This window comes from Pseudomonas sivasensis (genome assembly GCF_052938085.1).
The window spans coordinates 5,194,028-5,211,748 of record NZ_CP176442.1 but is presented as its reverse complement, the minus strand read 5'-3'; the positions used below and the strand labels follow the sequence as shown (position 1 = coordinate 5,211,748).

At 60.1% G+C, this 17,721-nt stretch carries 15 protein-coding genes; 9 read left to right on the top strand and 6 right to left on the bottom strand.

Annotated features, from left to right (window positions below; translation table 11 throughout):
* Positions 1 to 111 precede the first annotated feature (111 nt).
* A complete protein-coding gene (locus tag ACKZ62_RS24065) occupies positions 112 to 1,053 on the top strand; it encodes an AEC family transporter (RefSeq protein WP_032886255.1) in 942 nt (313 codons plus the stop codon).
* Here the strand turns inward: ACKZ62_RS24065 and ACKZ62_RS24060 are convergent.
* The 6 genes from ACKZ62_RS24060 to gatC all read right to left on the bottom strand — a co-directional run bounded on the left by ACKZ62_RS24060 (position 1,050) and on the right by gatC (position 6,274).
* Complete coding sequence (locus tag ACKZ62_RS24060) at positions 1,050 to 1,430, bottom strand: carboxymuconolactone decarboxylase family protein (RefSeq protein WP_032886256.1); 381 nt, start codon at positions 1,428 to 1,430, stop codon at positions 1,050 to 1,052. The genes ACKZ62_RS24065 and ACKZ62_RS24060 overlap by 4 nt on opposite strands.
* Positions 1,427 to 2,473: a calcium/sodium antiporter gene (locus tag ACKZ62_RS24055; RefSeq protein WP_032886257.1), complete on the bottom strand. Its 1,047-nt coding sequence runs from the start codon at positions 2,471 to 2,473 to the stop codon at positions 1,427 to 1,429. The genes ACKZ62_RS24060 and ACKZ62_RS24055 overlap by 4 nt, the downstream gene beginning before the upstream one ends.
* Positions 2,474 to 2,531: 58 nt before the next feature.
* A complete protein-coding gene (locus ACKZ62_RS24050) occupies positions 2,532 to 2,903 on the bottom strand; it encodes a septal ring lytic transglycosylase RlpA family protein (protein ID WP_032886258.1) in 372 nt (123 codons plus the stop codon).
* A 159-nt stretch (positions 2,904 to 3,062) separates the two neighbouring features.
* Positions 3,063 to 4,508: an Asp-tRNA(Asn)/Glu-tRNA(Gln) amidotransferase subunit GatB gene (gene gatB, locus ACKZ62_RS24045; protein WP_032886259.1), complete on the bottom strand. Its 1,446-nt coding sequence runs from the start codon at positions 4,506 to 4,508 to the stop codon at positions 3,063 to 3,065.
* 10 nt (positions 4,509 to 4,518) lie between these two features.
* Positions 4,519 to 5,970, bottom strand: a complete 1,452-nt coding sequence (gatA, locus tag ACKZ62_RS24040; RefSeq protein ID WP_122752411.1) for an Asp-tRNA(Asn)/Glu-tRNA(Gln) amidotransferase subunit GatA — start codon at positions 5,968 to 5,970, stop codon at positions 4,519 to 4,521.
* Between the two features lie 16 nt (positions 5,971 to 5,986).
* The gene (gene gatC, locus ACKZ62_RS24035; RefSeq protein WP_447095915.1) at positions 5,987 to 6,274 is read right to left on the bottom strand and encodes an Asp-tRNA(Asn)/Glu-tRNA(Gln) amidotransferase subunit GatC; all 288 of its coding nucleotides are present in this window, start codon (positions 6,272 to 6,274) and stop codon (positions 5,987 to 5,989) included.
* A gap of 210 nt (positions 6,275 to 6,484) precedes the next feature.
* Between gatC and mreB the strand changes: the two genes are divergently transcribed.
* From mreB to tldD, 8 genes are all read left to right on the top strand, one after another.
* Positions 6,485 to 7,522, top strand: a complete 1,038-nt coding sequence (gene mreB / locus ACKZ62_RS24030; protein WP_002555108.1) for a rod shape-determining protein MreB — start codon at positions 6,485 to 6,487, stop codon at positions 7,520 to 7,522.
* Positions 7,523 to 7,660: 138 nt separating this feature from the next.
* A complete protein-coding gene (gene mreC, locus ACKZ62_RS24025; RefSeq protein WP_081797680.1) occupies positions 7,661 to 8,782 on the top strand; it encodes a rod shape-determining protein MreC in 1,122 nt (373 codons plus the stop codon).
* Positions 8,782 to 9,270: a rod shape-determining protein MreD gene (gene mreD / locus ACKZ62_RS24020; protein ID WP_032886262.1), complete on the top strand. Its 489-nt coding sequence runs from the start codon at positions 8,782 to 8,784 to the stop codon at positions 9,268 to 9,270. The genes mreC and mreD overlap by 1 nt, the downstream gene beginning before the upstream one ends.
* A gap of 51 nt (positions 9,271 to 9,321) precedes the next feature.
* Entirely contained in the window at positions 9,322 to 9,918 is a 597-nt protein-coding gene (locus ACKZ62_RS24015) for a Maf family protein (RefSeq protein WP_447095914.1), read from the top strand.
* Positions 9,919 to 9,988: 70 nt separating this feature from the next.
* Positions 9,989 to 11,446, top strand: coding sequence for a ribonuclease G (rng, locus tag ACKZ62_RS24010; protein ID WP_032886264.1), 1,458 nt, complete (start codon positions 9,989 to 9,991; stop codon positions 11,444 to 11,446).
* 76 nt (positions 11,447 to 11,522) lie between these two features.
* Positions 11,523 to 15,338: a YhdP family protein gene (locus ACKZ62_RS24005; RefSeq protein WP_447095913.1), complete on the top strand. Its 3,816-nt coding sequence runs from the start codon at positions 11,523 to 11,525 to the stop codon at positions 15,336 to 15,338.
* A 63-nt stretch (positions 15,339 to 15,401) separates the two neighbouring features.
* Positions 15,402 to 16,250, top strand: a complete 849-nt coding sequence (locus ACKZ62_RS24000) for a carbon-nitrogen hydrolase family protein (protein WP_122764739.1) — start codon at positions 15,402 to 15,404, stop codon at positions 16,248 to 16,250.
* Between the two features lie 16 nt (positions 16,251 to 16,266).
* Positions 16,267 to 17,709: a metalloprotease TldD gene (gene tldD / locus ACKZ62_RS23995; protein ID WP_032886267.1), complete on the top strand. Its 1,443-nt coding sequence runs from the start codon at positions 16,267 to 16,269 to the stop codon at positions 17,707 to 17,709.
* Positions 17,710 to 17,721: the final 12 nt, after the last annotated feature.

The following is a 17,721-nucleotide window of genomic DNA, read 5'->3' as shown; positions in this document are numbered from 1 at the left end:
GAGGGGCGGTGCGACGATTCGACTTGCCTCCGATAGCGGTCTACCGGGCGCCGTTGGGCTGTATGGCTTATCATTAGCCACCTAACGACGCTCACCAAGGTTCTCCCCGGCATGCTGGCTATCTTTCTCACCACCCTCACCATTACCGCGCCGGTATTTGCCATGCTGTTCCTGGGTGTGCTGCTCAAGCGCATCAACTGGATCAACGACAACTTTATCCACACGGCTTCGTCCCTGGTGTTCAACGTCACCATGCCGGCGCTGCTGTTCTTGGGCATCCTGCATGCCGACCTGCATTCGGCGCTCAAACCGGGTTTGCTGATCTATTTTGCCGTCGCCACGCTGGCGAGCTTTGCCCTGGCTTGGGGCTGGGCGATTTTTCGCTGCAAGCGTGAAGACCGGGGCATCTACACCCAGGGCGCGTTTCGCGGCAATAACGGGGTGATCGGCCTGGCCCTGGCCGCCAGCATGTACGGCGACTACGGCATTTCCCTCGGCGCGATTCTCGCGGCGCTGGTCATCCTGTTCTACAACACCCTGTCGACCATCGTGCTGGCGGTGTACAGCCCGGTGATCAAGTCCGACCCGTGGAGTATCTGTAAAAGTGTGGTGGCCAACCCGCTGATCATCAGCGTCATCGTGGCGGCGCCGTTCGCGTTTTTTCAGATTGGCCTGCCGGGCTGGCTGGAAAAATCCATGCAGTACCTGGCGGATACCACCTTGCCGCTGGCCTTGATTTGCATTGGCGGCACTTTGTCACTGGCGGCGTTGCGCAAGAGCGGCAATATGGCGCTGAGCGCGAGCTTGATGAAGATGGTCTGGTTGCCGGTTGTCGCGACCTTGGGCGCGTGGCTGCTGGGCTTTCGCGGTCCGGAGTTGGGGATTCTGTTCCTGTACTTCGGCGCGCCGACGGCCGCTGCAAGTTTCGTGATGGCCAGGGCGGCCGAGGGGAATCATGAGCTGGCGGCGGCGATTATCGTGATCACTACGCTGATGGCGGCAGTGACCACGAATATTGGGATTTTCGTATTGCAGGCGGGTGGCTGGATCTAGCCTTCCTTCTGGTAGCTGTCGATCACTTCCTGGGCCGCGCGGAACGCATCAATCGCAGCCGGTACACCGGCATACACCGCGCAATGCAGCAGCGCTTCGCGAATTTCCTCCACAGTACAGCCGTTGTTCAACGCGCCACGCACATGGCCTTTGAGCTCCTGCGGGCACTTGAGCGCGGTGAGGGCGGCGAGGGTGATCAGGCTGCGCGTCTTCAGCGGCAAACCTTCGCGGTTCCACACACTGCCCCACGCATGTTCATTGACGAAATCCTGCAGCGGCTGGGTGAAGTCGGTGGCGTTGCCCAGGGCGCGGTCGACGAATACATCGCCCATGACCTGGCGACGCATCTCAACCCCGGGCTTTTTCTGATCGGTCATTTCGATTCCCTCTTGTGTTGGCGGCGCCAGGCGCGCAGCGAGGTGAATATCAGGATCACCACCAGCGCTGGCAGGACGTAATACAGCATCAATTGTTCAAGCTTGTTGGCCAGGGGCATGCCGGTGGTAAACGACATCACGTGCAGCCCATACGCCAGGTACAGGCCCAGCAATACCAGACCTTCGGCGCGGGTGACGCGGTAGCCGGTATAAAACACCGGCAGGCACAGCACCACCACGCCGAGCATCACCGGCAGGTCGAAATCCAGGGCGTTGGGCGACACCGACAGTGGCGATGGCGCCAGCAGCGCGGTTAGACCCAACACGCCCAGCAGGTTGAACAGGTTGCTGCCGATCACGTTGCCCACGGCAATTTCTCGCTGGCCGCGCAGGGCGGCAATCAGTGAGGTCGCGAGGCACGGCAGCGAGGTACCGACGCCGATAAGCGTCAGGCCGATGATGCGTTCCGACAAACCCAGGTCGCTGGCCACGTCCACCGCCGCACCGAGCAGCAGGTGGCCGGCTAGCACCAGGATCAGAAAACCGCCGAGCATCAGCAATACACTGCTCAGCCAGGGCGCCTGGGTCACGGTGTCCAGCGTGCGTGGACGCCGCGAGTGGCGGGTCTGGTAGTGCAGCACGCCAAGGTAGGCCATCAAAGCAATCAGCAGCAGAAGACCATCGAGCGGCGTCAGTTCTTCATTGGCTGCAAGGGTAAACACCAGCAGGCCGGCGAGGATCATTACCGGTATATCCAGGCGTACCAACTGACGCGAGACTCGCAAGGGGATGATCAGCGCCGACAGGCCAAGGGTCACCAGGATGTTGAAGATGCTGCTGCCGATTACGCTGCCCACGGCGATGTCGGTATTGCCGGCCAGGGTGGCCTGCAGGCTGACGGTCATCTGTGGCGCGCTGCTGCCGAAGGCCACGATCGTCAGGCCGATGATTAACGGTCGCACTTTGAGGCTGGCCGCCAGGCGCACCGCGGCGCGCACCAGGATTTCGGCGCCGATGATCAGCAGCACAAGCCCGCTGATCAGTTCGAGCAGGCTCCAGGGCGAGAGGGCGGTTAATCCGAAAATGGCCAGGGCTCCGTCTTCAGTTGCTCAGGGCTTGCACGCGAACCCGTGCAGTGCCGCTGCTCAGCATACCCAGTTGCTCGGCAGCCTTGCGTGAAAGATCAATCAAGCGCCCGCGGGTATGCGGGCCGCGATCATTGATGCGCACAACGACGGATTTGTCGTTGTCGAGATTAGTAACCTTGACCTGGGTGCCGAAGGGCAATTGCCGGTGGGCGGCGGTCAGGGCGTTCTGGTTGAAAGGTTCACCGCTGGCTGTTTTCTTGCCATGGTGCCGGGCGCCGTAATAGGAGGCGGTGCCGGTTTCGTCGTAGCCGTTGGGGTTGATGAGGCCGCTGGCGCAGCCGGCCAGTAGTGAAAACAGGGCGCATAGGCCTAATAGACGCTTCATTATCAAGGTGCCCCCATCACAAATATGGGAGGGGGCTCGTCGCCGATAGCGGTGATTCAGTCAAAACAGTAATGACTGAAACTCCGCCATCGGGGACAAGCCCCCTCCCACAGCGGGTCCGAGTTAAGCGTGAATTCTCACCCGGACCATTCATCGCATTCAGCCTTCGAGCTTGCTTTTCAGCAGTTCGTTCACCTGTTGCGGGTTGGCCTTGCCTTTGGAGGCTTTCATGGCCTGGCCGACAAAGAAGCCGAACATCTTGCCGCGCTTGGCTTCGTCTGCCGCTCGGTATTGCTCGACCTGTTCGGCGTTGGCCGCCAGCATCTCATCCAGCACCGCCGAGATTGCGCCGCTGTCGGTGACTTGCTTCAGACCGCGCTTCTCGATGATCTCGTCGGCGCTGCCTTCACCGCTCGCCATGGCTTCAAACACGGTCTTGGCGATTTTGCCGGAGATGGTGTTGTCCTTGATGCGCAGCAGCATGCCGCCCAACTGCTCGGCGGTCACCGGGGCTTCGTCGATTTCCAGGCCCTGCTTGTTCAGCAGGCTGCCCAGCTCAACCATCACCCAGTTGGCCGCCAGCTTGGCGTCACCGGCAATGCTCACGACTTTTTCGAAGTAGTCGGCTTGCTCGCGGCTGGACGCCAATACGCTGGCGTCGTAGACCGACAGGCCGAACTGCTCCTGGAAGCGCTCGCGTTTTTGCGGAGGCAACTCCGGCAGGGTTGCGCGGATGTCATTGAGGAACGAATCCTCAAGCACCACCGGCAACAGGTCCGGATCGGGGAAGTAACGGTAGTCGTTGGCTTCCTCTTTGCTGCGCATGGCGCGGGTTTCGTCTTTGTTCGGGTCGTACAGGCGGGTCTGCTGGATCACCTTGCCGCCGTCTTCGATCAGTTCGATCTGGCGACGTACTTCGGTGTTGATCGCCTTCTCGATAAAGCGGAACGAGTTGACGTTCTTGATCTCGCAGCGGGTGCCGTACTCGGCCTGGCCTTTTGGCCGCACCGACACGTTGCAGTCACAGCGCAGTGAGCCTTCTGCCATGTTGCCGTCGCAGATGCCCAGGTAACGGACCAGCGCGTGGATGGTCTTGACGTAGGCCACGGCTTCCTTGGCGCTGCGCATGTCCGGCTCGGACACGATCTCCAGTAGCGGAGTGCCGGCGCGGTTCAGGTCGATCCCGGTGGCGCCGTTGAATTCTTCATGCAGGCTCTTGCCAGCGTCTTCTTCAAGGTGCGCACGGGTCACGCCGACACGCTTGATGGTGCCGTCTTCCAACGGGATGTCCAGGTAGCCCTTGCCGACAATTGGCAGTTCCATCTGGCTGATCTGGTAGCCCTTGGGCAGGTCCGGGTAGAAGTAGTTTTTGCGCGCGAACACGTTGTGCTGACCGATCTCGGCGTCAATCGCCAGGCCGAACATCACCGCCATGCGTACCGCTTCCTGGTTCAGCACCGGCAATACGCCGGGCATGCCCAGGTCTACCAGGCTCGCCTGGGTGTTGGGCTCGGAGCCGAACGTGGTAGCGCTACCGGAGAAAATCTTCGATTGGGTGGCGAGCTGGGTATGAATCTCCAGCCCGATCACAACTTCCCATTGCATAGTGTTCTCCTCAGAAGCCGGTAGGGGTGCGAGTGTGCCAGTCGGTGTTCAACTGGTACTGGTGCGCCACATTGAGCAGGCGGCCTTCTTGGAAGTACGGCGCGAGCAGTTGCACGCCCACCGGCAGGCCATCGACGAAGCCGGCGGGCATGGACAAGCCCGGCAAGCCCGCGAGGTTGGCGGTGATGGTGTAGAGGTCTTCCAGGTACTCGGCAATCGGGTCGCCGGTCTTGGCGCCGATCTTCCAGGCCGGGTTCGGCGTGGTTGGGCCGAGGATCACGTCGACTTCTTCAAAGGCAGCCATGAAGTCGTTCTTGATCAGGCGACGGATTTTTTGCGCCTTGAGGTAGTACGCGTCGTAGTAGCCGGCCGACAGGGCGTAGGCACCGACCATAATGCGGCGTTGAACTTCGGCGCCGAAACCTTCGCCACGGGAGCGTTTGTACAGATCGGTCAGGTCCTTCGGGTTTTCGCAGCGGTAGCCAAAGCGCACGCCGTCGAAACGCGACAGGTTGGACGAAGCTTCCGCCGGCGCGATCACGTAGTACGCTGGAATGGCGTGCTGGTTGTTCGGCAGGCTGATTTCCTTGATCACGGCGCCCAGGCCTTCCAGCGTCTTGACGCTGTTGTGCACCAATTCGGCGATACGCGGGTCGAGACCGGCGCTGAAGTATTCCTTCGGCACGCCGATGCGCAGGCCTTTAAGCGAGGTATTCAGGCTGCTGCTGTAGTCCGGGACTGGCTCATCGATGCTTGTGGAGTCCTGCGGATCAAAGCCAGCCATGCCTTGTAACAAAATCGCGCAGTCTTCGGCGGTGCGGGCCAGGGGGCCGCCCTGATCGAGGCTGGATGCGTAGGCGATCATGCCCCAACGGGAAACGCGACCGTAAGTCGGCTTCAAACCGGTGAGGTTGGTGAAGGCGGCTGGTTGGCGAATGGAGCCGCCGGTGTCAGTGGCCGTGGCGGCCGGGAGGAGGCGCGCGGCAACGGCGGCGGCGGAACCACCGGACGAACCGCCCGGCACGTGTTCCAGGTTCCACGGGTTTTTCACCGCGCCGTAGTAGCTCGACTCGTTGGCCGAACCCATGGCGAATTCGTCCATGTTGGTTTTGCCCAGGGTCACGGCCCCAGCAGCGGCCAGCTTGGATACCACGGTGGCGTCGTAGGGCGCTTTAAAGTTGTCGAGCATCTTCGAGCCGCAACTGGTGCGAATACCCTGGGTGCAGAACAGGTCTTTGTGGGCGATAGGTGCGCCCAGCAGCGCGCCATTTTCACCGTTGGCGCGACGTACGTCGGCGGCCTTGGCCTGGCTCAGGGCCAGCTCTTCGGTGATGCTGATGAAGCTGTTGACCTTGGGATCGAGCTCGGCGATACGCGCCAGCAAGGTCTTGGTCAGCTCTTCGGAAGAAAACGTTTTGTCGGCGAGACCGCGGGCGATCTCGGCCAGAGTCATGTGATGCATTGCAGGCTCTTTCCCTTTAGTCGATGACTTTCGGAACCAGGTACAGGCCGTTTTCGACCGCTGGCGCGATGGACTGGTAGGCCTCGCGATTACTGCGCTCGGTCACGACGTCTGCGCGCAGGCGCTGGCTCGCTTCCAGCGGGTGAGCCAGGGGCTCGATGCCGTCGGTGTTTACGGCCTGCATTTGGTCAACCAGCCCGAGAATGCTGTTCAGGGCTGCGGTGGTCTGTGGAAGATCGGCGTCATTGAGGCCAAGCGAGGCCAGATGCGCGATTTTTTCCACGTCGGAGCGTTCAAGCGCCATGGGAATCTCCTGTGGAAAACAGAACGGAGGCTGTCCGTGTGTTAGATTGTCGGAACACTACCGCATTTCTACGGTCATAAGGCCGCGATTGTGGGGGTTGGTGCACAGAAAGTCGGCCAATTTAGCACATTGGCGCCTTGCCCAAAATCCCTGTCGTTGTTAGAGTTTGCCGCACTTTTTTACCCACGCGTTGCCTAGGGTCCTTTCCCCATGTTCAAGAAACTGCGTGGCATGTTTTCCAGCGATCTTTCCATTGACCTGGGCACTGCCAACACCCTTATTTACGTGCGCGAGCGCGGTATCGTTCTGAATGAGCCATCGGTTGTGGCCATTCGGACCCATGGTAATCAGAAAAGTGTCGTTGCCGTTGGCACCGAGGCCAAGCGCATGCTCGGCCGTACACCAGGCAATATTGCTGCCATTCGTCCGATGAAAGACGGCGTGATCGCCGACTTCAGTGTCTGCGAGAAGATGCTGCAGTACTTCATCAACAAGGTTCACGAAAACAGTTTCCTGCAGCCCAGCCCTCGTGTGCTGATCTGCGTTCCATGCAAGTCCACCCAGGTTGAGCGTCGTGCCATCCGTGAATCGGCCCTTGGCGCCGGTGCCCGCGAAGTATTCCTGATCGAAGAGCCAATGGCTGCTGCGATCGGTGCCGGCCTGCCGGTTGAAGAAGCTCGCGGTTCGATGGTGGTGGATATCGGTGGTGGTACTACCGAGATCGCCCTGATTTCCCTGAACGGTGTGGTGTATGCCGAATCCGTACGCGTAGGCGGCGACCGTTTCGACGAAGCGATCATCACTTACGTTCGTCGTAACTACGGCAGCCTGATCGGCGAATCCACCGCCGAGCGCATCAAGCAGGAAATCGGTACCGCTTACCCGGGCGGCGAAGTTCGCGAAGTCGATGTTCGCGGTCGCAACCTGGCCGAAGGCGTTCCACGTGCTTTCACCCTGAACTCCAATGAAGTGCTGGAAGCTCTGCAAGAGTCCCTGGCCACCATCGTTCAGGCTGTGAAGAGCGCCCTGGAGCAATCGCCGCCGGAGCTGGCTTCCGATATCGCCGAGCGAGGCCTGGTGCTGACCGGTGGTGGCGCCCTGTTGCGTGACCTCGACAAGTTGCTGGCCCAGGAAACCGGCCTGCCGGTGATCGTCGCCGAAGACCCGCTGACCTGCGTTGCGCGTGGCGGTGGTCGTGCACTGGAAATGATGGATAAACACACCATGGACCTGCTTTCCAGCGAATAAGCTCGTTGGTTGCGCCATGTTTCGCCCGCAGGCAGCACTTCTCAGTGCTGCCTGTCGGCGTTTATCTTCTTCAATCTGCATCCAGGCCGGTTAGATGCCGTATGAATAAAGAGAACATTTGCCTGGGAGGAGCGGCTTATTAAACCGCTTTTCGCCAAAGGCCCCTCATTGGGCGTGCGCTTATTGGTGCTGGTCGTGCTTTCGGTCGCGCTGATGGTGGTCGATGCCCGCTTCTCACTGCTCAAGCCGGTGCGTAGCCAGATGTCGCTGGTGTTGATGCAGACTTACTGGATCACCGACCTGCCGCAACGTCTATTCCAGGGCGTGTCCAGCCAATTTGGCAGCCGCACCGAGCTCGTCGCCGAAAACGAAAAACTCAAGACTGAAAACCTGCTTTTGCAGGGGCGCATGCAAAAGCTCGCGGCCCTCACGGAGCAGAACGTTCGGCTGCGCGAGCTGCTCAATTCTTCAGCACTGGTCAACGAGAAGGTCGAAGTGGCCGAGTTGATCGGCATGGACCCGAATCCCTTTACTCACCGCATCATCATCAACAAGGGTGAGCGCGACGGTGTGGTCCTCGGGCAGCCGGTACTGGATGCCCGTGGCCTCATGGGGCAAGTAGTAGAGCTGATGCCCTACACATCGCGGGTTCTGCTGCTGACGGACACGACCCACAGCATTCCGGTGCAAGTGAACCGTAACGGCTTGCGCGCGATTGCCAGTGGCACCGGCAACCCCGAGCGCCTGGAGCTGCGTCACGTCGCCGACACCGCCGACATCAAGGAAGGCGACCTGTTGGTCAGCTCCGGTCTGGGTCAGCGGTTCCCCGCGGGTTACCCGGTAGCGACAGTTAAGGAAGTGATCCACGATTCCGGTCAGCCCTTCGCCATTGTACGCGCCGTGCCCACTGCCGCCTTGAACCGCAGCCGCTACCTGCTGCTGGTGTTCAGCGATAACCGCACCCCGGAAGAGCGCGCCAACGACGCCGCCCAGGCCCAGGAAGCGGAAGACAAGAAAAACGGCACGGCGCCGGTGATTCCCGCGACCGTACCCAAGCCCGCAGCGGCGACTCCCGTTGTTCCGGCGGCAACTCCAGCAGTTGCAGCGCCCGTGGCCACGCCGGTCAAGCCCGCGGCCCATAACGCGCATCCGGTGAAACCGGCCGCAGCGAAACCGCCGGTCAGCACGCCTGCCACCACGACGCCCGCTACGAAGCCTCCAGCCGCAGCTGCGGCTACCACGCGGCAGAGGGAGGAATAATGGCCAGTACTCATTCGAGCAATGGCTGGATCGTTTGGTTGACGTTCGCCATTGGACTGCTGCTCAGCGTTTCACCGCTGCCGCAATTCATGGAAATCTTGCGACCCCTCTGGCTGGCATTGCTGCTGGCCTTCTGGTCACTGAACCTGCCGCATAAAGTGGGCATGGTCACAGCCATGTTCCTGGGCTTGGCGGAAGATGTGCTATATGGCACCTTGCTGGGCCAGAACGCGTTGATCCTGACCCTCATCACCTTTCTGGTGCTGTCGTTGCAGCAGCGTTTGCGCATGTTCCCGATGTGGCAGCAGTGCCTGGTGATTCTGGTGATCTTCGGTCTGGCGCAGTTGGTACAACTGTGGCTCAGTGCCTTGACCGGTAACCGTCAGCCGACCCTGGCGCTGGTTTTGCCAGCTTTGGTCAGTGCGCTGTTGTGGCCCTGGATCAGTTTCGGTCTGCGTGGGTTACGCCGACGCTATAAAATCAATTGAATGGATTGCGAGGCTCTGCCTGGTTATCGAACCCCACAGGGAGAGTCTGCAATGAATTCGCTTTATCTGGCCTCGGGCTCCCCAAGACGGCGTGAATTGCTGAGCCAGATCGGCGTGCCTTTCACCGTGGTCAGCGCCGCTATCGATGAAACTCCTCTTACCAATGAATCGGCTGTTGCCTACGTCGAGCGTCTTGCGCGCGGCAAGGCGTTGGCCGGATTTGCTGCGCTTGATCGTCCATTGGGTGCTTGTGTGCTGGGTGCCGACACGGCAGTGATCGTGGACGGTCAGATCCTCGGTAAGCCGGTAGACCAGGCCGATGCCCTGGCGATGTTGATGGCCTTGTCTGGACGTGAGCATGAAGTGCTCACCGCCATCGCGCTCACCGACGGCCAGCGCTGCGAAACCCAATGTGTAAGCAGTCGTGTACGTTTTTGTGGGATCACTGTCGAACAAGCGACAGCCTACTGGCACAGTGGCGAACCCCAGGACAAGGCGGGCGGCTATGCTATTCAAGGGCTTGGCTCGGTGTTTGTCGCGGGCCTCAATGGCAGTTATTCCGCCGTAGTAGGGCTGCCGGTGTGCGAAACCGCGCAACTGCTCGACCAATTCGGCATACCCTGTTGGCAAAACCTTACCGTGCGCTAAACGCCTTGCATCAGCGCCCAGCCTTAAGCGATCGGTCACTATTGTGAAAACGCCTGAACGAGACCCAGCCATGAGTGAAGAGATTCTGATCAATATCACGCCGATGGAATCGCGCGTGGCGGTGGTAGAGAACGGTGTTCTGCAAGAAGTGCACGTTGAGCGCACCCAGAAACGCGGGATCGTGGGCAATATCTATAAAGGCAAAGTAGTGCGGGTGTTGCCGGGCATGCAGGCGGCTTTTGTCGACATAGGCCTGGACCGCGCTGCGTTTATCCACGCGTCGGAAATTTCCCTGCGCGAAGGGCCAGCGGTAGAAAGCATCAGCGCCCTGGTACATGAAGGGCAGAGCCTGGTGGTGCAAGTCACCAAGGACCCCATCGGTTCCAAGGGCGCACGCCTGACCACCCAGCTGTCGATTCCATCGCGTTACTTGGTGTACATGCCGCGTACTGCCCACGTCGGCATTTCGCTGAAAATCGAAGATGAGGCCGAGCGCGAGCGCCTGAAAAAGGTGGTCAGCGACTGCGTGGCCGCCGAAGGCATCAAAGAGGCGGGTGGTTTTATTCTGCGTACTGCCGCTGAAGGCGCGGGTGCCGATGAAATCCTTATGGACATCCGCTACCTCCGGCGTCTGTGGGATCAGATCGGCGCACAGATCAAAACCATCGGTGCGCCAAGCGTCATCTATGAAGACCTGGGCCTGGCGCTGCGCACGTTGCGCGACCTGGTCAGCCCCAAGATCGAGAAAATTCGTATCGACTCGCGGGAAACCTTCCAGCGAACCACGCAATTTGTTGCCGAGTTGATGCCGGAAATTGCTGACCGCTTGGAACACTACCCTGGCGAGCGGCCGATCTTCGACCTGTATGGCGTCGAAGACGAAATCCAGAAGGCCCTGGAGCGCAAGGTCCCGCTCAAGTCCGGGGGCTATCTTGTGGTGGACCCGGCGGAAGCTATGACCACCATTGACGTCAACACTGGCGCTTTCGTTGGCCATCGCAATCTCGAAGAGACCATCTTCAAGACCAACCTTGAGGCCGCTACTGCGATTGCGCGCCAACTGCGCCTGCGCAACCTGGGCGGCATCATCATCATCGACTTTATCGACATGGAAGATGAAGACCACCAGCGTCAGGTGCTGCGCACCCTGGAGAAGCAGCTCGAACGCGATCACGCCAAGACCAATATCATCGGTATTACCGAGCTGGGCCTCGTGCAGATGACGCGCAAGCGCACCCGTGAAAGCCTTGAGCAGGTGCTATGCGAACCGTGCAGCAGTTGCCAGGGACGGGGTAAGTTAAAGACCCCCGAAACGGTTTGCTACGAGATTTTCCGGGAAATCTTACGAGAGGCGCGGGCCTATCAGGCCGAAGGTTATAGAGTGCTTGCCAATCAGAAAGTGGTCGACCGGCTGCTGGACGAAGAGTCCGGCAACGTTGCCGAGCTGGAAGGATTTATTGGGCGCACGATTCGTTTCCAGGTTGAAACCATGTATTCCCAGGAACAATACGACGTGGTGCTGCTCTGATCCCCATTCGCGTTCTTTCTTCGAGACCGGCAGACCTTGAGCTGCCGTCCGCCTACTGCCTTGAGGGTCGCCTGACATGGAGCGTCTGATACGCTTTTTTGCCGCTTTGACCCGCTGGGGCCTGGGTCTGTGCGCCTTGCTGCTGGTTTTGGCGGCGGTGTATGTGAGCTTAGGTCGTGAATTGACCCCCCTGGTAGCCGAATACCGTGCCGAAGTTGAAGCCAAGGCCCAGGCGGCGTTGGGCGTGCCGCTGCACATCGGCAGCCTGGAAGGGCGCTGGAGCGGTTTTGCCCCGGTGTTGCTGGCCCATGACGTGATGGTCGGCGAGGGCAGCAATGCCTTGCGTCTTGACCAGGTCGAAGTGGTGCCGGCTATCTGGGACAGCCTGATGGCACGTGAGGTGCGCCTGGCGCACTTGCAGGTCAGCGGTCTGCAACTGAGCGCCAAGGAAGGCAAGGACGGTCATTGGGCGCTTCAGGGCATGCCGGTTCAGGACGAGCAGCCGCTGGATCCGGAGCAATTGCTCAAGCGCATGCAGATGGTAAAGCGCGTGTCCTTGCTCGACAGTCAGCTCACTTTGCAACCGTTCGATCAGGCACCGGTCACCTTGACCTACGTGGGTCTGAGTCTGCACACCGGCATCACCCGTCAACGTCTGGACGCACGCCTGACCCTGCCAGACGGGCAGCCTATGGCGCTCAGCCTGCGCAGCCGCATTCGCGCCAGCCAATGGAAGGATGCCGAGGTTCAGGCCTACCTCAGCCTGCCGCAAAGCGACTGGGCCAAGTGGATTCCGGCCAAGCTGACTCAGCAGTGGACACTCACGCAGTTCAAAGCCGGCGGTGAATTCTGGCTGAACTGGGGCAAAGGTACTGTGCAGAGCGCGGTGGTGCGCCTCAACTCTCCACAAGTGAAAGGCCGCTACGCAGAACGCAAGCCAGTGCTCATCGAAAACCTGGCCCTCACGGCTTATCTGCAACGCAGTGATACGGGACTTAAGGTGCTGTTTGATTCCCTGGCGATGAACCTGGGTGAAACTCGCTGGGAGTCGCGCCTGCAATTGCAACAGACTCTGGCTACCGATAAGGACCAGGAAGTCTGGAAGCTGCAGGCTGACCGCCTCGACCTGACCCCTATCACGCCATTGCTGAACGCTCTGGCGCCTCTGCCGGAAGGCTTCGCCAAGACCGTCGAGCATCTGAAGGCCATCGGCCTGTTGCGCAACGTGCTGGTGGATTTCCGTCCTCAGGATACGACCGATCAAAAAGTCAGTTTTGCTGCCAACCTTGAGCGGGTCGGGTTTGACGCCTATTTCGGAGCACCGGCCGCGCGAAACGTGTCTGGCAGTATCAGCGGCGACTTGGGCGGTGGCGAGTTGCGCATGGACAGCAAGGATTTTTCCCTGCACCTCGATCCGATCTTCGCCAAGCCCTGGCAATATCTACAGGCCAATGCGCGCCTGACCTGGAAGCTGGATAAAGAAGGCTTCACCCTCATCGCCCCGTATATCAAGGTGCTGGGAGAAGAAGGCAAGATCGCTGCGGACTTCCTGATCCGCCTGCATTTCGACCATAGCCAGGAAGACTACATGGACCTGCGGGTCGGTATGGTCGACGGCGATGGGCGTTTCACTCCAAAGTACCTGCCTGCGGTGCTGAGCCCGGCCCTTGATGAATGGCTGCGCACGGCGATTCTCAAGGGGGCGGTGGATCAAGGTTTTTTCCAGTATCAGGGTTCGTTGAATCACGACGCGTTGCCGGCTTCGCGCAATATCAGCCTGTTCTTCAAGGTGCATGACGCCGAGTTAGCGTTCCAGCCGGGCTGGCCTCATGTGAGCAAGGTCAAGGGTGAGGTGTTTGTCGAAGAGACTGGTGTGCGTATCCTGGCCAGCAAGGGCCAGTTGTTGGATACCAAGGTCAAGGACGTGTACGTCAATATTCCCCACGCACCGTCCGGCAAGGAAAGTCACCTGCTGCTGACAGGTGGTTTTGCCGGCGGCCTGGGGGATGGGCTGAAGATCCTTCAAGAAGCGCCAATTGGTACCGCTTCCACCTTTACCGGCTGGAAAGGCGAAGGCGACCTGCAAGGCAAGTTGGACCTGGATGTTCCGCTTGTTAAAGGCATCGAGCCCAAGATCGTAGTGGATTTCCAGACCGACAAGGCACGCCTGCAACTGGCTGAACCACCCCTGGACCTGACTCAACTCAAGGGCAATTTCCGCTTCGACAGCGCCAAGGGCCTTAGTGGCGAGAACATCACGGCCCAGGCGTTTGACCGGCCGATCTCCGCGCAAATCTTTGCCGATGGCAAACCGGGCAATATCAGCACCCGTGTAACCGCCAGGGGCCAGGTGACGGTCAAGCGGCTGACAGAGTGGTTGAAAATCAGCCAGCCGTTGCCGGTTTCCGGTGATATTCCGTATCAGTTGCAGCTCAACCTGGACGGTGCCGACAGCCAGTTGATGGTCAGCTCCAATCTCAAGGGTGTTGCGGTGGACTTGCCTGCACCGTTCGGCATGCCAGCGAGCCAGGGGCGTGACAGCGTATTCCGCATGACCTTGCAGGGCGCCGAACGACGCTACTGGTTTGATTACGGTGAGCTGGCCAACTTTACCTTTGCTGCGCCGCCGGACAAATTCAATGATGGCCGTGGCGAGTTGTTCCTCGGCGATGGCGATGCATTGCTGCCCGCTGCCAAGGGCTTGCGCATTCGTGGAGTGCTTTCGGAGCTCGACATCGATCCGTGGAAAAAACTGGTGAGCCAGTATGCCGGCAACGATCCGGGTGGCAGTGCCAAGCAACTGCTAAGCGGTGCCGACTTCAAGATAGGCAAACTCACCGGTTTAGGTACTCAGTTCGATCAGGTCAATCTGCAGTTGGACCGAAAACCCGTTGCCTGGGGCTTGCAGTTCGACAGTCAGCAGGCCAAGGGCAGTGTGACCTTGCCTGATAGTAAGGTCGCGCCGATTGGGGTCAACCTGCAATACGTAAAACTACCGGCGGTGGACCCTACGGTGCAGGCCGATGAAAACGCCCCCGACCCGTTGGGCAGCATCGACCCAAAGGATATTCCGGCTCTGGATATCGCCATTGCGCAACTGTTCCAGGGGCCCGAGCTGCTGGGCGCGTGGTCGCTAAAAATCCGTCCAACTACTAAAGGCTTGGCTTTCAGCGATCTGGACCTAGGTCTGAAGGGCATGCAGCTCAAAGGCGCTGGCGGATGGGAAGGCGCTCCAGGGGGCAGCAGCAGTTGGTACAAAGGCCGCCTGGACGGTAAAAATATCGCCGATGTACTCAAGGGCTGGGGCTATGCACCCACTGTAACCAGCGAAGACTTCCATCTGGATGTGGATGGGCGTTGGCCTGGTTCGCCGGCGTGGGTCGGGCCAAAGCGCTTCTCCGGTAGCCTGGATGCAGCGTTCCGAAAAGGTCAGTTTGTTGAAGTTGAAGGTGGCGCCCAGGCGCTGCGGGTGTTCGGTCTGCTCAACTTCAACTCCATCGGGCGACGCCTGCGGCTGGATTTCTCCGACCTGCTCGGCAAAGGCTTGAGCTATGACCGAGTCAAAGGCCTGTTGGCGGCGAGCAACGGTGTGTTCGTCACGCGGGAGCCGATCACTATGACCGGGCCGTCGAGCAACTTGGAACTGAACGGTACCTTGGACTTGGTAGCTGACCGCGTCGATGCCAAGTTGTTGGTGACGTTGCCTGTGACCAACAACCTGCCGATCGCTGCACTGATCGTCGGTGCACCTGCCATTGGTGGGGCTTTGTTCCTGATCGACAAGCTGATTGGTGATCGGGTTTCGCGTTTTGCCAGCGTCCAATACAAGGTGGAAGGACCGTGGAAGGATCCAAAAATCACCTTCGACAAGCCATTTGAAAAACCAAACTGAGGGCCTGCGGAGTAGCATGGGGCTCTCTTTTTTTGGTGCATGCCCATTACGGAGTGTCGGCTCATGTCCTTTGCGGTAATTCAAATGGTCAGCCAGAGCGATGTGTTGGCCAATCTGGCACAGGCTCGGCGTTTGTTGGAAAAAGCGGCGGCGGGCGGCGCGAAGCTGGCGGTGCTGCCGGAAAACTTCGCCGCAATGGGCCGCCGCGACGTGGCGGACATCGGTCGGGCTGAGGCTCTGGGCGAAGGTCCCATCCTGCCGTGGTTGAAACAGACCGCCCGCGACCTCACTTTATGGATAGTGGCCGGCACATTGCCGTTGCCGCCCAAGGACCAACCGAACTCCAAATCCAATGCCTGCTCGCTGTTGATCGATGATCATGGCGAAATCGTTGCTCGGTACGACAAGCTGCATTTGTTTGACGTGGATGTGGCCGATGCCCGGGGTCGCTATCGGGAGTCCGACGACTATGCTTTCGGGAGTAACGTGGTGGTGGCGGATACACCGGTCGGCCGTTTGGGCCTGACGGTGTGTTACGACCTTCGCTTTCCTGAGCTGTACAGCGAGCTGCGGGCGGCGGGGGCTGAATTGATCACCGCGCCCTCGGCCTTTACCGCTGTAACCGGTGCCGCGCACTGGGACGTGCTGATACGCGCACGGGCCATCGAAACCCAGTGCTATGTGCTGGCGGCGGCCCAGGGCGGCGTGCATCCGGGACCACGGGAAACCCATGGTCATGCAGCGATTGTCGACCCGTGGGGGCGTGTGCTGAAACAACAGGATCAAGGCGAAGCGGTGTTGCTGGCCGAGCGCGATAGCAGTGAACAGGCGTCGATACGGGCGCGCATGCCGGTGGTCAACCATCGGCGCTTTTTCTCGCAGGGCGCGCAGCGACCTGCTTCAGAACGATGAATTTAAGGCCAAACCTATGAGCGAGTTGTTGTCCTCAGTCAGTGAACACCTCCTGGCACCCGGTGGCGTGACCATCGAAAGCTTGCAAACCGTGTTGGGCGATCTTGCCGGGCCAGGAATCGACGCCGCTGACCTGTATTTCCAGGGCCAGATTTCCGAGTCCTGGGCGCTGGAAGATGGCATCGTCAAGGAAGGCAGTTTCAACCTCGACCAAGGTGTCGGCGTGCGCGCGCAATCCGGTGAAAAGACCGGTTTTGCCTACAGCAACGCAATCACTTTGGAGGCCTTGGGTCTTGCCGCACGTGCAGCGCGTTCGATCTCCCGCGCCGGCCAAAATGGCACGGTGCAAGCGTTCAGCACTCAGGACGTGGCCCAGCTATACGCGCCGGACAATCCTTTGGAAGTGATCAGCCGGGCGGAAAAGGTCGATTTGCTCAAGCGCATCGACGCGGCTACCCGCGCCCTGGATCCACGTATCCAGCAGGTCACCGTGAGCATGGCCGGTGTGTGGGAGCGCATCCTGGTGGCATCCACCGACGGCGGCCTGGCGGCGGATGTACGGCCTTTGGTGCGCTTCAATGTCAGTGTGATCGTCGAACAGAACGGTCGCCGCGAGCGCGGTGGGCATGGCGGCGGCGGGCGTACTGACTACCGTTATTTCCTTACTGAAGACCGCGCGATGGGCTATGCCCGTGAAGCGCTGCGCCAGGCGTTGGTGAACCTGGAAGCTATTCCGGCCCCGGCGGGTACGCTGCCGGTGGTGCTGGGTTCTGGCTGGTCAGGGGTATTGCTCCACGAAGCCGTGGGCCACGGCCTGGAAGGTGACTTCAACCGCAAGGGCAGCTCTGCCTACAGCGGGCGTATGGGCGAGATGGTTGCGTCCAAGCTCTGCACCATTGTCGATGACGGAACCTTGGCTGGTCGCCGTGGTTCGCTGAGCGTCGATGACGAAGGCACGCCTACTGAATGCACCACCCTGATTGAAAACGGTGTGCTCAAGGGCTACATGCAAGACAAACTCAATGCCCGCCTGATGGGCGTGGCGCGCACCGGTAATGGCCGCCGTGAGTCCTACGCGCACCTGCCGATGCCCCGCATGACCAACACCTACATGCTCGGTGGCGAAAGCGATCCGGCGGAAATCATCGCCTCGGTTAAACGCGGTATCTACTGCGCCAACCTCGGCGGCGGCCAGGTGGATATCACCAGTGGCAAATTCGTGTTCTCCACCAGCGAGGCGTACCTGATCGAAGACGGCAAGATTACCGCGCCGGTCAAAGGGGCAACGTTGATTGGCAATGGCCCGGAAGCCATGAGCAAGGTGTCGATGGTCGGCAACGACTTGGCGCTGGACAGCGGCGTCGGCGTGTGCGGGAAAGATGGGCAGTCAGTACCGGTCGGTGTCGGCCAGCCAACCCTGAAAATTGATGCGATCACCGTGGGTGGCACGGGGTCGTAAGGGATGGAGCTT

What these genes read in the sequence shown, in the direction of transcription:
- ACKZ62_RS24000 (WP_122764739.1), top strand. Translation starts at nt 15,402, where the DNA reads ATGTCCTTTGCGGTAATTCAAATGGTCAGCCAGAGCGATGTGTTGGCC.
- gatA (WP_122752411.1), bottom strand. Translation starts at nt 5,970, where the DNA reads ATGCATCACATGACTCTGGCCGAGATCGCCCGCGGTCTCGCCGACAAA.
- tldD (WP_032886267.1), top strand. Translation starts at nt 16,267, where the DNA reads ATGAGCGAGTTGTTGTCCTCAGTCAGTGAACACCTCCTGGCACCCGGT.
- rng (WP_032886264.1), top strand. Translation starts at nt 9,989, where the DNA reads ATGAGTGAAGAGATTCTGATCAATATCACGCCGATGGAATCGCGCGTG.
- mreB (WP_002555108.1), top strand. Translation starts at nt 6,485, where the DNA reads ATGTTCAAGAAACTGCGTGGCATGTTTTCCAGCGATCTTTCCATTGAC.
- ACKZ62_RS24060 (WP_032886256.1), bottom strand. Translation starts at nt 1,430, where the DNA reads ATGACCGATCAGAAAAAGCCCGGGGTTGAGATGCGTCGCCAGGTCATG.
- gatB (WP_032886259.1), bottom strand. Translation starts at nt 4,508, where the DNA reads ATGCAATGGGAAGTTGTGATCGGGCTGGAGATTCATACCCAGCTCGCC.
- gatC (WP_447095915.1), bottom strand. Translation starts at nt 6,274, where the DNA reads ATGGCGCTTGAACGCTCCGACGTGGAAAAAATCGCGCATCTGGCCTCG.
- ACKZ62_RS24065 (WP_032886255.1), top strand. Translation starts at nt 112, where the DNA reads ATGCTGGCTATCTTTCTCACCACCCTCACCATTACCGCGCCGGTATTT.
- ACKZ62_RS24050 (WP_032886258.1), bottom strand. Translation starts at nt 2,903, where the DNA reads ATGAAGCGTCTATTAGGCCTATGCGCCCTGTTTTCACTACTGGCCGGC.
- mreD (WP_032886262.1), top strand. Translation starts at nt 8,782, where the DNA reads ATGGCCAGTACTCATTCGAGCAATGGCTGGATCGTTTGGTTGACGTTC.
- ACKZ62_RS24005 (WP_447095913.1), top strand. Translation starts at nt 11,523, where the DNA reads ATGGAGCGTCTGATACGCTTTTTTGCCGCTTTGACCCGCTGGGGCCTG.
- ACKZ62_RS24015 (WP_447095914.1), top strand. Translation starts at nt 9,322, where the DNA reads ATGAATTCGCTTTATCTGGCCTCGGGCTCCCCAAGACGGCGTGAATTG.